The 14,339-nt window shown below is 71.8% G+C and carries 12 protein-coding genes; 4 read left to right on the top strand and 8 right to left on the bottom strand.

Annotation, left to right across the window (positions count from 1 at the left end):
* Positions 1-402: 402 nt before the first annotated feature.
* Positions 403-1,581, top strand: a complete 1,179-nt coding sequence (locus ACFYW3_RS00265) for a hypothetical protein (protein WP_351750687.1) — start codon at positions 403-405, stop codon at positions 1,579-1,581.
* Between the two features lie 312 nt (positions 1,582-1,893).
* On the opposite strand, the gene hflX is transcribed toward ACFYW3_RS00265, so the two are convergent.
* The 6 genes from hflX to miaA form a co-directional block, all read right to left on the bottom strand.
* Positions 1,894-3,399, bottom strand: coding sequence for a GTPase HflX (gene hflX / locus ACFYW3_RS00260; RefSeq protein WP_351374064.1), 1,506 nt, complete (start codon positions 3,397-3,399; stop codon positions 1,894-1,896).
* 230 nt (positions 3,400-3,629) lie between these two features.
* A complete protein-coding gene (locus ACFYW3_RS00255; RefSeq protein WP_389385089.1) occupies positions 3,630-5,078 on the bottom strand; it encodes a M1 family metallopeptidase in 1,449 nt (482 codons plus the stop codon).
* Positions 5,079-5,255: 177 nt separating this feature from the next.
* Positions 5,256-7,334, bottom strand: coding sequence for a RelA/SpoT family protein (locus ACFYW3_RS00250; protein ID WP_389385088.1), 2,079 nt, complete (start codon positions 7,332-7,334; stop codon positions 5,256-5,258).
* Positions 7,335-7,474: 140 nt separating this feature from the next.
* A complete protein-coding gene (gene dapF, locus ACFYW3_RS00245) occupies positions 7,475-8,350 on the bottom strand; it encodes a diaminopimelate epimerase (RefSeq protein ID WP_351750683.1) in 876 nt (291 codons plus the stop codon).
* A 93-nt stretch (positions 8,351-8,443) separates the two neighbouring features.
* Positions 8,444-8,971, bottom strand: coding sequence for a hypothetical protein (locus ACFYW3_RS00240; RefSeq protein ID WP_351750787.1), 528 nt, complete (start codon positions 8,969-8,971; stop codon positions 8,444-8,446).
* A 111-nt stretch (positions 8,972-9,082) separates the two neighbouring features.
* Positions 9,083-10,021, bottom strand: coding sequence for a tRNA (adenosine(37)-N6)-dimethylallyltransferase MiaA (miaA, locus tag ACFYW3_RS00235; RefSeq protein WP_351750681.1), 939 nt, complete (start codon positions 10,019-10,021; stop codon positions 9,083-9,085).
* Positions 10,022-10,185: 164 nt separating this feature from the next.
* Between miaA and ACFYW3_RS00230 the strand changes: the two genes are divergently transcribed.
* Together ACFYW3_RS00230 and ACFYW3_RS00225 are read left to right on the top strand one after the other, a co-directional pair.
* Positions 10,186-10,392, top strand: a complete 207-nt coding sequence (locus ACFYW3_RS00230) for a hypothetical protein (protein ID WP_351750680.1) — start codon at positions 10,186-10,188, stop codon at positions 10,390-10,392.
* Between the two features lie 23 nt (positions 10,393-10,415).
* On the top strand, positions 10,416-10,661 hold the full coding sequence (locus ACFYW3_RS00225; protein WP_351750679.1) for an antitoxin: 246 nt from the start codon (positions 10,416-10,418) through the stop codon (positions 10,659-10,661).
* A 93-nt stretch (positions 10,662-10,754) separates the two neighbouring features.
* On the opposite strand, the gene ACFYW3_RS00220 is transcribed toward ACFYW3_RS00225, so the two are convergent.
* Both ACFYW3_RS00220 and miaB read right to left on the bottom strand, forming a co-directional pair.
* Positions 10,755-11,465 carry a class III extradiol dioxygenase subunit B-like domain-containing protein gene (locus ACFYW3_RS00220; protein WP_389385087.1) on the bottom strand — a complete coding sequence of 237 codons (711 nt, stop codon included), beginning with the start codon at positions 11,463-11,465 and terminating at the stop codon, positions 10,755-10,757.
* Positions 11,466-11,615: 150 nt separating this feature from the next.
* On the bottom strand, positions 11,616-13,142 hold the full coding sequence (gene miaB / locus ACFYW3_RS00215; RefSeq protein WP_266950297.1) for a tRNA (N6-isopentenyl adenosine(37)-C2)-methylthiotransferase MiaB: 1,527 nt from the start codon (positions 13,140-13,142) through the stop codon (positions 11,616-11,618).
* Between the two features lie 154 nt (positions 13,143-13,296).
* Between miaB and ACFYW3_RS00210 the strand changes: the two genes are divergently transcribed.
* Positions 13,297-14,304, top strand: coding sequence for a TAXI family TRAP transporter solute-binding subunit (locus ACFYW3_RS00210; RefSeq protein ID WP_351750673.1), 1,008 nt, complete (start codon positions 13,297-13,299; stop codon positions 14,302-14,304).
* The last annotated feature ends 35 nt before the right edge of the window (positions 14,305-14,339 follow it).

Here is a 14,339-nt window from a genome sequence, read left to right as displayed (position 1 = left end):
CCTCCCGCACGGATTCTCTTCCGGATTGCGTTTCGAACATGAACGCTGCTCCCCCGTCCCCCGTACGTACCAACGACGGCGGCGGCCACGGATCACGGGTGGACCGAAGATCCTTGTCCGTCGCGAAGTCCGTTCCGAAGTCCGTCGCGCACCCGTCGCAAACCCGTTGCGAAGTTCGCCCCGATATCCGCCGCGACATCCGCCGTAAAGCCCGCCGCGATGTCCTCCGAGATGTCCGAATCGAACAAGTTCCGAGGATGGTTCGAAGGGCAGGAACCACGGCCCCGGGCTCTGCCGTCCTTGGAGGCAGCGGCATAGTGGGGTGCTGCGCTTGCCGTACATCCGTGCGGCAACCGCACTCCACCCCGTTCAACGCCTCGAAACACCAGGGGGATTTACGACATGCGACCGATCCGACCGGTCACCGCGATCCTGTGCGCGGCCGCGCTCGCGCTGACCGCCGCAGCCTGCGGCCCCGGCGACGGGGAGGCCGGCGGGGACGCCAAGCCGACCGTGGCCGCGAGCCTTCCGTCCGGTGCCACGGACGGGATCACGATCCCGGACGAGCTCAAGGACAAGCTCAAGGAGCACGGCGTCGACCTGGAGAAGTGGCGGGGCGGTGCGTGGAAGAACTGGAAGCAGGAGGACTGGCTCCGCGAGGCGGGCGACTACATCAACCCGGTCATCGAGGGTCTGTGGGACCCGGACCGCATGCGTGACGCCGACAAGACTCCGCAGCCTCCGGCCGTGGACCAGGACGCGGGCAAGGACCAGGGTGTCACGGACCCGACCCCGGCGCCGGTGCGGGCAAGGGGTGCGGCGGCGCCGTACCACTCCAGCATTCCGGTGTCGGGCAAGGTCTTCTTCGACGGCCCCGAGGGTTCGATGGTCTGCTCGGCGACCGTGGTGAAGGACCCGGCCCACCCGGGCAAGTCCAACATGGTCTGGACTGCGGGTCACTGCGTCCACGCGGGCAAGGCGGGCGGCTGGTACCGCAACATCGCGTTCGTGCCGTCCTACAACAACGCGGGCAGGGCGTCGGCCCAACTGAAGGGCGCGCCGCGCGAGCAGGTCGCCCCGTACGGCGTGTGGTGGAGCGACTGGGCGCAGACCTCGGACCAGTGGATCGCTTCGGGTGGTCCGACCGGCGGCGCGGGCGCGCCGTACGACTTCGCGGTGCTGCACGTCGCTCCGGAGAAGGGCAGCGGCAAGTCGCTGGAGGAGACGGTCGGTTCGGCGCTCCCGGTGGAGTTCAACGCGCCGGCGGTGGGCAAGGTCGCGGGCATCACGGCGACGGGCTACCCGGCGGCGGCTCCGTTCGACGGCCAGAGGGCGTTCCAGTGCACGGACAAGCCCGGTCGTCTGTCGTTGAAGGCGGCCGACCCGGTGATGTACCGCATAGGTTGCACCATGACCGGCGGTTCCTCGGGTGGCGGTTGGGTCGCGGCGGGTGCCGACGGCAGGCCTGCGCTGGTGTCGAACACCTCGATCGGCCCGGCCAAGGCCGGTTGGCTGGCCGGTCCGCGTCTGGGCCCGGAGGCCAAGGGCATCTACTCCGCGGTGAGCGCCAAGTTCAAGTAGCGGGTGGGCCGGGCGCGCGGCGCCCGGCCCGACGCGGAGCATGCGCCGCGCCCGGAACGGGACCGCGAGATGAGTCCGGTTCCGCGACGAGCCCCCTACGAAGAGCATCGGGCCCGGTACGAGAAAGCATCACGTGACGGAGGGCCCCCGCGGTCGCGGGGGCCCTCCGTCACGTGATGTCGCGCCGTGTCGCGCGTGTCAGCGCTTCACCGACGCCCTTCTCAACGCTTCACCGACTCGCGCCTCAGCGCTCACCGACGCACGTCTCAGCGCTTCACCGTCGTATGTCTCAGCGCTTCAGCGACACACCGGTCAATGCTTCGCCGGCACGTACGGCGCCAGGTCCGCGGCCAGTTCTTGGTGGACCCTCGCCTTGAGCAGGGTGCCCTCCGGGGTGTGCTCCTCGGAGATCACCTCGCCCTCGGCGTGTGCCCGGGCGATCAGCGAGCCGCGGGTGTACGGCACCAGTGCCTCCACCTCGACCTCGGGCCGCGGCAGCTCGGTGTCGATGAGCGTCAGCAGTTCCTCGATGCCCATGCCGGTGCGGGCCGAGACGGCGATGGAGTGCCGCTCGATGCGCAGCAGCCGCTGGAGAACGAGCGGGTCCGCGGCGTCCGCCTTGTTGATCACGACGATCTCGGGCACGTTGACCGCGCCGACCTCGCGGATGACCTCGCGTACGGCCGCGAGCTGCTCCTCCGGGGCCGGGTGGGAGCCGTCCACGATGTGCAGGATGAGGTCGGAGTCGCCGACCTCCTCCATCGTGGAGCGGAACGCCTCGACCAGGTGGTGGGGCAGGTGCCGGACGAAACCGACGGTGTCGGCCAGGGTGTAGATCCGGCCGGACGGCGTCTCGGCCCGGCGCACGGTCGGGTCGAGGGTGGCGAACAGCGAGTTCTCCACCAGCACGCCGGCGCCCGTGAGGCGGTTGAGCAGCGAGGACTTGCCGGCGTTGGTGTAGCCGGCGATGGCGACCGAGGGAACCTTGTTGCGGCGACGTTCCTGCCGCTTGATGTCGCGGCCGGTCTTCATGTCCGCGATCTCCCGGCGCATCTTCGCCATCTTCTCGCGGATCCGACGCCGGTCGGTCTCGATCTTGGTTTCACCGGGGCCTCGGGTGGCCATGCCGCCACCGCCGCCGCCACCCATCTGACGGGACAGCGAGGCACCCCAGCCACGCAGGCGCGGCAGCATGTACTGCATCTGCGCGAGCGCGACCTGGGCCTTGCCCTCTCGGGACTTCGCGTGCTGGGCGAAGATGTCGAGGATGAGCGCGGTGCGGTCGACGACCTTGACCTTGACGACGTCTTCGAGGGCGATGAGCTGGCCGGGGCTCAGCTCTCCGTCGCAGACGACGGTGTCGGCGCCGCTCTCCATGACGATGTCGCGCAGCTCGCGGGCCTTGCCGGAACCGATGAAGGTGGCCGGGTCGGGCTTGTCGCGACGCTGGATCACGCCGTCGAGAACGAGGGCGCCCGCCGTCTCGGCGAGGGCGGCGAGCTCCGCGAGGGAGTTCTCGGCGTCCGTCACCGTGCCGGAGGTCCAGACACCGACGAGTACGACGCGCTCCAGTCGGAGCTGTCGGTACTCGACCTCGGTGACGTCTTCGAGTTCGGTGGAGAGGCCGACCACGCGCCGCAGGGCCGCGCGCTCGGAGCGCTCGAACTGCTCGCCGTCCCGGTCTCCGTCGATCTCGTGGCTCCAGGCGACGTCCTCTTCCATCAGGGCATCGGCCCGAAGGCTCTCGGTGAAGCTCTGCGGGTCACGCACGTCCTGTGCGTCCCGCGCGTCCTGGGAAGGGGAAGAAGAGGAGGTCATTGGATCCTTACGTCGATTCGAATGCGTCGCGCCCGGCGATGGCCAACGCTACCGCCGAACGTCACATAACACTGTCACGTCCAACGCGTCACGCCGCCCGGTGATTCCCGGAACCCGAGCCCTGGCCCGATCAGGCCCGACCAGGCCCGATCACGCCCGATCGGTCGCCCCATGGGCTCGATCGGTCGCCGAACGGCCTCGTTGATGGTGACATGCCCGTTCCGGGCGCGTCACACGCTTTTCGGGCCGCCCCATTCCGGGTGCCCCGGCATCGCCGGGGTGGTCGTCCCGTACAGCCACGGCTTGAGGAAGGCCGTCAGGTCGCGCCCCGCCTCCTGTGACGCCAGGCGTACGAAGTCGTCCGTGCCGGCCGTGGAATCCGCGTGTTCGGCCACCCAGCGGCGCTCGATCCGGTCGAAGGTCGCGACGCCGACCTCCTGGCGCAGGGCGTACAGGATCAGCGCGGCCCCGTCGTAGACCACGGGCCGGAACAGGCCGATCTTCTCCCCGGGGGCCGCGGCCTTCGGGGCGGCCGGGGGGCCGCCGGCGGCCCGCCACTGGTCGGAGCGCTGGTACGCCTCGCGCATGCGCCGCTCCAGGGAGTACTTGCCGAGCCCGTCGGCGTACAGGGCCTCGTACCAGGTCGCGTGTCCTTCGTTGAGCCACAGGTCGGACCAGGTGCGGGGGCTGACGCTGTCCCCGAACCACTGGTGTGCGAGCTCGTGGACCATCACGGACTCGACGTACCACTCCGGGTAGCCGGCGTTCCCGGAGAACAGGCCGTGCTCGAAGAGCGAGAGGGTCTGGGTCTCCAGCTCGAAGCCGGTCGTGGCCCGCGCGATCAGCACCCCGTAGTTCTCGAAGGGGTAGCGCCCGACCCGCTCCTCCATCCACCGGACGTGACCGTCGGTCTTCTTCAGCCAGGGTTCCAGGCGCACCCGGTCGGCGGCGGGCACCACGTCGCGCAGCGGCAGTCCGTGCGGGCCCGTGTGGTGGACGACCTCCGAGGTCCCGACGGAGACCTGGGCCAGCTCGGTGGCCATGGGGTGCAGGGTGCGGTACGTCCAGGTGGTCGGGCCGCCCGCGCTCCGGGTCGGGAGGGCGCCCGGCAGTCCGTTGGCCACGGCCGTGAGTCCGGCCGGTGCGGTGATCCGGAAGGTGAAGTACGCCTTGTCGGCGGGGTGGTCGTTGCACGGGAAGACGCGGTGGGCGGCGTCGGCCTGGTTGGCCATGGCCAGTCCGTCCTCGGTGGGCACCCAGCCGCCGTCGCCGCGGCCGCGCGGGTCGCTGGTGTGGCGCACGGTGATGCTCAGCACGGATCCCTGTGTGACCGGGCGGGCGGGGGTCAGCACGAGGTCCTCGCCCGCGCTCTCGAACCGGGCCGGTTCCCCGTTGACCTCGGCGGACGCCACCTGGCCGTGGGTGAAGTCGAGGTTGATGCGGTCCAGCGCGTGCAGGGTGCGGGCGCTGATGACGGTGACGGCGTCGAGCGGGGTCCGGTTGTCCTTGTACGTGAAGGACAGGTCGTACGAGAGGACGTCGTACCCGGGGTTGCCGAGCTCGGGGAAGAGCCGGTCGCCGATGCCCAGCGACTGGGGCGGGGGCAGCACGGCGGCGACGAGGGTGAGCGAGGCGGCGGCGAGCAGGGCGGCACGCAGGCGGGGGGAGGTGAGCTGCATCCCCCATCGCTTACCAGCGCCCGGTATCGGGCCGCGAACGGCGCGCGCCGGGTGCACCCGAACGAGGGCGTCCGACGCCATGGCCGGGCCGACGTGCGTTCCGCCCCCGGATTCCCGTTCCCCCGAACCCCCGGGCCCCCCGGCCCCCTGTCTTCCCCGCTTCGCCCGGCTGTGCCGCTACGCCCGGCTGACGTCGTACACGCCCGGTACGTCCCTCATCGCCCGCATCAGGGCCGGCAGCCCCGTCGCGTCGGGCAGTTGGAGGGTGTAGGAGTGCCGGACCCGCTGTTCGACGGGCGGTTCCACGGTCGCGGAGACCACCTCGACCCCTTCGCGGGCGATCGCCTCGGTCAGATCGGCCAGGAGGTGCGGGCGGCCGAACGATTCGGCGAGGAGGGTCACGCGGCAGTCCGCGGTGGCCCGCCAGTGCACGGCGACGGACGTACGGCCGACGTCGCGCATCTGGGCCACCGCCGGGCAGTGGACGCGGTGCACGGTGACGGCCCCGCCGCGGACGACGAACCCGGCGACGGCGTCCGGCGGTACGGGGGTGCAACAGCCGGCCAGGCGTACGGGCGCGTCCGGCAGGTCTGCGACGGCGTTCGCCCCGCCGCCCCGCGCGCCCACGACGGAGAGCGGGGCCCGGGCGGCGGTGGTGGTGGCGGCCGCGGAGTCGGGGTGGGTCTGGAGCCAGCCGCTGATGGCGATGCGGGCGGCCGGGGTCTTGGCGTGGTCGAGCCAGTCGGCGGCGGGCCCGGAGGAGGCGTCGTGCGAGAGCAGGAGTTGAACGGTGTCCCCGTCGGACAGCCGGGACGAGAGCGAGGTGAGGCGCCCGTTGACCCGGGCGCCGATACATCCGTGCGCCGCCTCCCCGTACTGGGCGTAGGCGGCGTCGATACAACTCGCCCCGCCCGGCAGGCCCAGCGTCCCGCCGTCGGCCCGGAAGACGGTGATCTCGCGGTCCTGGGCCAGTTCGGCGCGCAGCACCGTCCAGAAGGTGTCGGGGTCGGGTGCGGACTGTTGCCAGTCGAGCAGTCGGGACAACCAGCCGGGTCTCGTCGGGTCGACCCGCTCCTCGTCGCCCTCGGCGGCGTCGACCGGCGGGGTGGTGTAGGGATTGCCGAGCGCGACCACACCGGCCTCGGCGACGCGGTGCATCTGCCGGGTGCGGACGATGACCTCGGCAACGTGCCCCTCGGAGGTGGCGACGGCGGTGTGCAGCGACTGGTAGAGGTTGAACTTCGGGGAGGCGATGAAGTCCTTGAACTCCGAGACCACCGGGGTGAAACAGGTGTGGAGTTCCCCGAGGACCGCGTAGCAGTCGGCGTTCTCGCCGACGAGGATGAGGACCCGGCCGAGGTCGGAGCCGCGCAGTTCGCCGCGCTTGCGGGAGATGCGGTGCACGGAGACGAAGTGGCGGGGGCGGACCACGACCTCGGCGGCGATGCCGGCGTCGCGCAGGACGCCCCGCACGGAGTCCGCGATGCCGGGCAGTGGGTCGCGTTCTCCGGCGTGGGCGGCGATGAGCGCGCGGGTCTCCTCGTACCCCTCGGGGTGCAGGATCGCGAAGACGAGGTCTTCCAACTCGGTCTTGAGGGCCTGTACGCCGAGCCGTTCGGCGAGCGGGATAAGGACGTCGCGGGTGACCTTGGCGATGCGCGCCTGTTTCTCGGGGCGCATCACGCCGAGGGTGCGCATGTTGTGCAGCCGGTCGGCGAGTTTGATGGACATCACGCGGACGTCGTTGCCGGTGGCGACGAGCATCTTGCGGAAGGTCTCGGGTTCGGCGGCGGCGCCGTAGTCGATCTTCTCGACCTTGGTGACGCCGTCCACGATGAAGCAGACCTCGTCGCCGAACTCCTCGCGTACCTGATCGAGGGTCACGTCCGTGTCCTCGACGGTGTCGTGGAGGAGGGACGCCGTCAACGTCGTTGTCTCCGCGCCGAGTTCCGCGAGGATCAGGGTGACGGCGAGCGGATGTGTGATGTACGGCTCACCACTTTTTCGCATTTGGCCGCGGTGAGAGGTCTCCGCGAGCAGATATGCGCGTCGCAGAATGGACAGATCGGCGTCCGGATGGTGGGCGCGATGCGCTTCCGCCACGTGTCCGATGGCGTCGGGAAGCCGGTCTCGGGACGTGGGCCCGAGCAGCGCCGCACGCCCGAGCCGGCGCAGATCAAGCCTGCTCCGGCCCCGTCTACGCAGCTCAGGGCGCGCTTCGGGGTGTGCTTCGGGGTTCGTGGCCTCTGCACTCATGGGCACCTCCGGCGGCTTCGACCGGCGGTGGTGGGCATGGGGTGAGCCCTCAGGGCCGGTGCCTGATGTTACCGACCCCACCACGTGGCGCAGTCCACCTCTCGCTCAGCGTGAAACGGATCACCCATTGGAGGGAACCTTCACGCGAAAGCCGTTTCGGTGAGCCAGGTCGGATCGAACTCGCCCTCGGCCACGATGACGGCCGGTCCGGTCATGTCGATCTGCCCGTCGGGGTGCTCGGTGATGACGAGTCGTCCGCCGGGGAGGTCGACGGTGTACGTGACCGGTTCGCCGGTCACGGCCGGGTCGACGCCGTCGCGTCGGATGGCGGCCACGGCGACGGCGCAGGCGCCGGTGCCACAGGAGCGGGTCTCGCCGGAGCCGCGTTCGTGGACGCGCATCGCGACGTGCCGGGGGCCCCGGTCGACGACGAACTCGACGTTGACTCCGGTCGGGTACGCGGACGCGGGGCTGAACGGCGGGGCGGTGTAGAGGTTTCCGGCGTCGTCGAGGCTGTCGACGAAGGCCACCGCGTGTGGGTTGCCCATGTTCACGTTCCGCGCGGGCCACGAGCGTTCGCCGACGGAGACGGTGACGTCGCCGACGGGCAGTTCGGCGCGGCCCATGGAGACCGTGACGTCGCCGCTCTTGTCGAGGTGGACGCGCTTGACGCCGCCCCGGGTGGCGACGGCGAGGTCGCCGGGCTCGACGTGGCCGGCGTGCAGGAGGTAGCGGGCGAAGACCCTGACGCCGTTGCCGCACATCTCGGCGATGGACCCGTCGCTGTTGCGGTAGTCCATGAACCACTCGGCCTCGTCGGCCAGGTGCGCCGTGTCGGGGTGGGCGGCGGATCGCACGACGTGCAGCACCCCGTCGGCCCCGATGCCTGCACGCCGGTCGCACAGGGCGGCGACGGCGGTCGCGGGCAGGTCGACGGCGTTGTCCGGGTCCGGGACGATCACGAAGTCGTTCTCGGTCCCGTGGCCCTTGAGGAAGGAAAGAGTGCGGTGCGTCACCAGGTCATCGTACCTTCGGGGCCCCTTCCGCCTCCGGGCGGACGCCCGGTGTCCGCGGCGTGCGGGCACGGCGGGGAGGGCGAGCGGACCCGCTCAGCGCAGGCGCGCGACCCGGTACACGGCCAGGGACACAAGGGCGATGGCCATCACCGCGTACAGCGCGGCCATGCGCCAATCGGGGCGGCGGCCGCTGCCGCGGGGCGGCAGTCCGGGCCAGGAGTGGCCGACGCGGCGCGCGGCCATCATGGCCCACCCGCCGGCGCAGCAGCTGATGAGGAAACCCAGCATGGCGACCACGGCTCCGCCGTCGCCGAACTCGAAGGCGAGCGGGAAGGCGAACATCAGGGATCCGGCGGCGGCGAGCATCACGATGGGGGCGATCTGCCAGATCCGCAGGCGGCGCTGCGGCCGCAGTTCGACCTCGAACTCGGGGCCCGAGGCGTCCAGGGCGACGATGTCCGGGGCGTCGGGGCCGTCGGGGGTCAGCCGCGCCGGGTCGGCGGGCAGGCCGAGGGCGTCCGGGCGGTCCGACCCGACCGGTTCGGCGATCCCGCTGTGAAGCATCGGGTCCGCTTCCCGTCTGGTGTCGTCCCGCCCGGTGTCACGGGGGCCGGCCTCCATAGCCACGCGCCCTCCCCACTCGGACTTCGTACGCCGCTGTTCAGAAGTTTGATGATGGCACGCCCCCGGCCCCGGTACGGGCGCACGGGGCGTCCCGATGCCATCACGTGATCAGGCTGTGACCGCTCGTTCGACCAACGTCTGCGCTAGTCCGACGAGTTCCCCGCGGTCCGCGAGGGCGCCGCTCAGCCAGTGCACGCGCGGGTCGCGCCGGAACCACGAGTCCTGTCGGCGGGCGAACCGCTTGGTGGCGCGGACGGTCTCGGCCCGCGCCTCGTCCTCGGTGCACGCGCCCGCGAGGGCGGACAACACCTGCTGGTAGCCGAGTGCGCGGGAGGCGGTGATCCCGTCGCGCAGGCCCCGGGCCTCCAGGTCGCGGACCTCGTCCACGAGCCCGGCCTCCCACATCCGGTCGACCCGCAGCGCGATCCGTTCGTCGAGTTCCGGCCGGCCCACGTCGACGCCGATCTGGACGGTTTCGTAGACGGACTCGTGGCCGGGCAGGTTCGCGGTGTACGGGCGCCCGGTGATCTCGATGACCTCCAGGGCGCGGACGATCCGGCGGCCGTTGCTGGGGAGGATCGCCTGGGCGGCGATCGGATCGGCGACGGCGAGCCGGGCGTGCAGGGCTCCGGGGCCGCGCAGGGTGGCCTCCTCCTCCAGCCGGGCCCGTACCTCCGGGTCGGTGCCGGGGAACTCCATCGCGTCGAGCGCGCCGCGGACGTACAGCCCGGAGCCGCCGACGAGGACGGGCGTACGGCCCTGCGCGAGGAGTCGGTCGATCTCGGCGCGGGCGAGGCGCTGGTACTCGGCGACGCTCGCGGTCTCGGTGACGTCCCAGACGTCGAGGAGGTGGTGCGGGACCCCGCCGCGCTCCTCCCGCGTCAGCTTCGCGGTGCCGATGTCCATCCCCCGGTACAGCTGCATGGAGTCGGCGTTGACGACCTCGCCGTCGAAATGGCGGGCCAGGGCGACGCCCAAGTCGGACTTTCCGGCCGCGGTGGGACCGACGACGGCGATGACCCGCGGGGCGGGGGCTGGATTCCTCACCGACACAGTCTCGCAAACCCGGCGGCCGGTACCCGATCGAGCTACGTGACGGGGCGTGGTCGGAGTCGTTGCCCTGGCGAGGTTCCGGCCCGGCGTGTACCCGGCGGAGGCCGTTTCGGCCACGGCGGAACTTCATTCGCACGAGTAACGTTACGGGAGTAGACATGGGCGTTTTCAGCCGGTTTTTTGGCCGTAAGGAGCAGGGCTCGACCGATGGGGTCGCGTCCGAGGACCTGACGGTCCCGTCCGAGGAAGCGACGGTCGAGGCGACTGGGGCGGAGGCTCCGGCGGCGACGGCCGCGGAGATTCCGCAGCAGAAGTCCGCGGAGGCTTCCCTGGACAACGAGGCCGGCGAGGGCGCCCGTACGTAGCCATCGCCACTGAAGGGTGACCCATGGGCCTGCTGGACAATCTGAAGGCCAAGCTCGCTCCGGCCAAGGACAAGGTCGGCGACCTCGCGCAGCAGCACGAGGGCAGGATCTCCGAGGGTCTGGAGAAGGTCGCCAAGACCGTGGACTCCAAGACCAAGGGCAAGTACAGCGGTCAGATCACGAGCGGGACGGGCAAGGCGAAGGACGCCCTGGGCAAGATCGCGCACAAGGACGCCCCCGGCGGGCCGACGCCGCCGGCGACTTCCTGACGTGGTCGCCGGAGAGGGGCGCGAGGGTTCGACGAACCCCGCGCCCCTCTCTCGTGCCCGGACGCGGGGGCCCGGGTGCCCGCCGGGCCGGCGTCAGGACCAGGCGGCGACGAAGTAGCCGACCCCGTACGGGGCGTCCTCGTACAGCAGCCGGCCGTCGAGGCCCGCGCCTTCGGCGGCGCCCGCGAGGACCTGCCAGGGAGCCCGCCCGGCGGCCTTGAGTTCGTGCGCGAGGTCCGCGTCGAGGGCGGCCAGCGCGGCGGTGTCGGCGGATCCGAGGGCGCGGGCGGCGGCCGCGTCGAAGCCTGCGGCCCGCTCGTCGAGGTAACCGGGGGCCTTGAGCGTGCGACAGGCGCTGCCGTCGCCCATCACGAGCAGGGCGACGCGTGCCTCCTCGCGGGCGGCGAGATCCCGACCCGCGCGCAGGCACTGTTCGGCTTCGAGCGATTCCCCGACCCCGAACCCTTCCACGGGGGTGGCGCCCCAGCGGGCGCGGCGCAACAGCCAGGCTCCGACGGCCAGCGGGGTCGGCAGCAGGCGCGGCCCCTCGTCGCCGTCGCCGAGTTGCACGTCGAGCTCCACGCCGTGGCCGCGGAAGGTGCCCCGGGAGCCCTGGGGGTAGGGCCCGCGGTGGTCCTGGTCGGCGGCGCCGACGACGACCAGCAGGTCGGGTCGGGAGGCGGCGAGCACGGCGAGCGCGTCGGAGCAGGCGGTACGGGCGTCGCCCAGTTCGGCGGCGGCTCCCGCGGCGACCTCCGGCACGAGGAGCGGCGGGGCGGGACAGACGGCGGCGGCTACGAGCATGATCCGCAGCCTAGCCGTCGCCGGCCGGGGCCGTGCGGCTCCACCGGGGCACGGGCTTTATCAGGGCACGGGGTCCTCGGTGCAGGGGGTCCTCGGTGCGCGGGTCCGCGGTCCGGCCCGTCGGGGCCGGACCGCGGGAGCGACCGCGCGTCAGGCGGACGCCGGGGCCGCGCAGCCCGAGGTGGCGGCCGGGAGGGGGGCCGGGACGCCGAGGGTGGGGATGCCGAGCATGACGCCCGCCGGCTGCGCCGGGGCCGCGTTGCGCTTCTCCCAGGCATCGCCCGCGCGGGTCCTGCGCACGGCCGACGTCGGGCCTTCGGCCAGCAGGTGGTGCGGGGCCGCGTACGTGATGTCCACGGTCACCACGTCGCCCGGGCGCACGTCCTCGTCCGGCTTCGTGAAGTGGACGAGACGGTTGTCGGGCGCGCGGCCGGACAGGCGGTGCGTGGCGCCGTCCTTGCGGCCCTCGCCCTCCGCGACCATGACCTCCAGGGTGCGGCCCACCTGCTTCTTGTTCTCCTCCCAGGAGATCTCCTCCTGGAGGGCGACCAGGCGCATGTAGCGCTCCTGGACGACTTCCTTGGGGATCTGCCCGTCCATGTCGGCGGCCGGGGTGCCGGGGCGCTTGGAGTACTGGAAGGTGAACGCGTTCGCGAAGCGGGCCTCGCGCACGGCGTGCATCGTCTGTTGGAAGTCCTCCTCGGTCTCGCCGGGGAAGCCCACGATGATGTCGGTGGAGATCGCCGCGTGCGGGATGGCGGCGCGGACCTTCTCGATGATGCCGAGGAAGCGCTCCTGGCGGTACGAGCGGCGCATCGCCTTGAGGATGGTGTCCGATCCGGACTGCATCGGCATGTGGAGCTGCGGCATCACGTTCGGGGTCTCGGCCATGGCCGCGATCACGTCGTCGGTGAAGTCGCGCGGGTGCGGCGAGGTGAAGCGGACCCGCTCCAGGCCCTCGATCTGCCCGCAGGCGCGCAGCAGCTTGCTGAAGGCCTCGCGGTCCCCCAGGTCGGAGCCGTAGGCGTTGACGTTCTGACCGAGCAGGGTGATCTCGGAGACGCCCTCGGCGACCAGGGCCTCGACCTCGGCGAGGATGTCGCCGGGACGACGGTCCTCCTCCTTGCCGCGCAGCGCCGGGACGATGCAGAAGGTGCAGGTGTTGTTGCAGCCGACGGAGATGGACACCCAGGCGGCGTACGCGGACTCCCGGCGGGTCGGCAGCGTCGAGGGGAAGGCCTCCAGCGACTCGGCGATCTCGACCTGTGCCTCCTCCTGGACGCGGGCGCGCTCCAGGAGGACGGGGAGCTTGCCGATGTTGTGCGTGCCGAAGACGACGTCGACCCAGGGGGCGCGCTTGACGATCGTGTCGCGGTCCTTCTGGGCCAGGCAGCCGCCGACGGCGATCTGCATGCCGGGGCGCTTGGTCTTCATCGGGGCGAGCCGGCCGAGGTTGCCGTACAGCTTGTTGTCGGCGTTCTCACGGACGGCGCAGGTGTTGAACACGACCACGTCGGCGTCACCGTCGGAGCCCTCGGGCGCACGCGTGTAGCCCGCGCCCTCCAGCAGACCGGAAAGCCGCTCGGAGTCGTGCACGTTCATCTGGCACCCGTAGGTGCGCACCTCGTAAGTTCCCTTGACGTCCACTGCCGTGCTCCGGTCGCTGCTGCTGGTCATGCGACAAGGGTAGGCGGTACCGGGGAGCCCTCCGCGCCCCCGTGCAGTCGCCCGGCGGGCAGCCGGCGGCCGAAGAGGACGAGCAGCCCCGGCGGCTGAGGGCCGCGCCGCTCCCGCCCGGGGGCGGGACGGGGCCGAAGGTAGGATCGCGAGCATGCCGCTCCTGCCGTCCCGAGTGCCCCGGATCAGCCGGCGCCGCGCCCTGTGGGGCCTGGCGGCCGTACTGACGGTGTTCGGCGTGCTGGCCTGGTGGCTGAGGCCTTTCGGGGAGCCGGAGCTCAAGGGCGACCTCGTGTTCAGCACGGGTGTCCCCACCGGCGGCGTCTACCACCGCTACGGGCAACTCCTGAAGGAGGACCTCGCCGAGGACATCCCCGGCGTGAAGGTGCGGCTGGACCCCAGTGAGGGATCGCAGCAGAACCTCCAGCGGGTGGCCGCCGGGCAGGCCGACTTCACGGTGGCGACGGCGGACGCGGTGTCCAAGTACCGGCTCGACGGGAAGCCGGGCGCCGACCGGCTGCGCGGGGTGGCACGGCTGTACGACGACTACGTACAGCTGGTGGTGCCCGCCGGGTCCTCGGTGCAGTCGACGCGGGACCTGCGGGGCAAGCGGGTCGCGGTCGGCCAGAACGGCTCCGGCGTGCGACTGATCTCGGAGCGGCTGCTGTCGGCGGCCAAACTGGACCCGAAGAAGGACATCACCCCCCTGTCCATAGGCATCGACACCATGCCGGCCGAGCTGGAGGCGGGGCGGATCGACGCCTTCTTCTGGTCCGGCGGTCTCCCGACGAACGCGGTGCACGCGCTGTCGGAGCGCTTCGAGATCCGGCTGGTGCCGCTGGGCGACCTGGTGGAGAAGCTCCAGGGCAGTGGCAGCCCCGCCCGCTACTACCGGGCGGCGGTGATGCCGCAGGACGCGTACGCGCGGGCCCGCAACACCGCGGCGGTGGCCACGCTCGCCGTGCCGAACCTGCTCGTGACCCGCGAGGACACGAGCGAGGAGCTGACGGAACAGTTCACCCGGACCGTGATCAAAAGCCGCGACCGGATCGGGCACGCGGTGCACGCCGCGCAGTTGGTGGATCTGCGGACGGCGATCTACACGGATCCGTTGGACCTGCACGAAGGCGCCCGGCGGTACTACCGCTCGGTCAAGCCGTAGCTCCCGGTCGAGCCGGGAGCGCCGGGTCTCGGGCG

This window comes from Streptomyces sp. NPDC002602 (genome assembly GCF_042889445.1).
Classification (GTDB): domain Bacteria; phylum Actinomycetota; class Actinomycetes; order Streptomycetales; family Streptomycetaceae; genus Streptomyces.
Note: the sequence above shows the minus strand (reverse complement) of the source record. Positions and strands in the feature narration are given on the sequence as shown.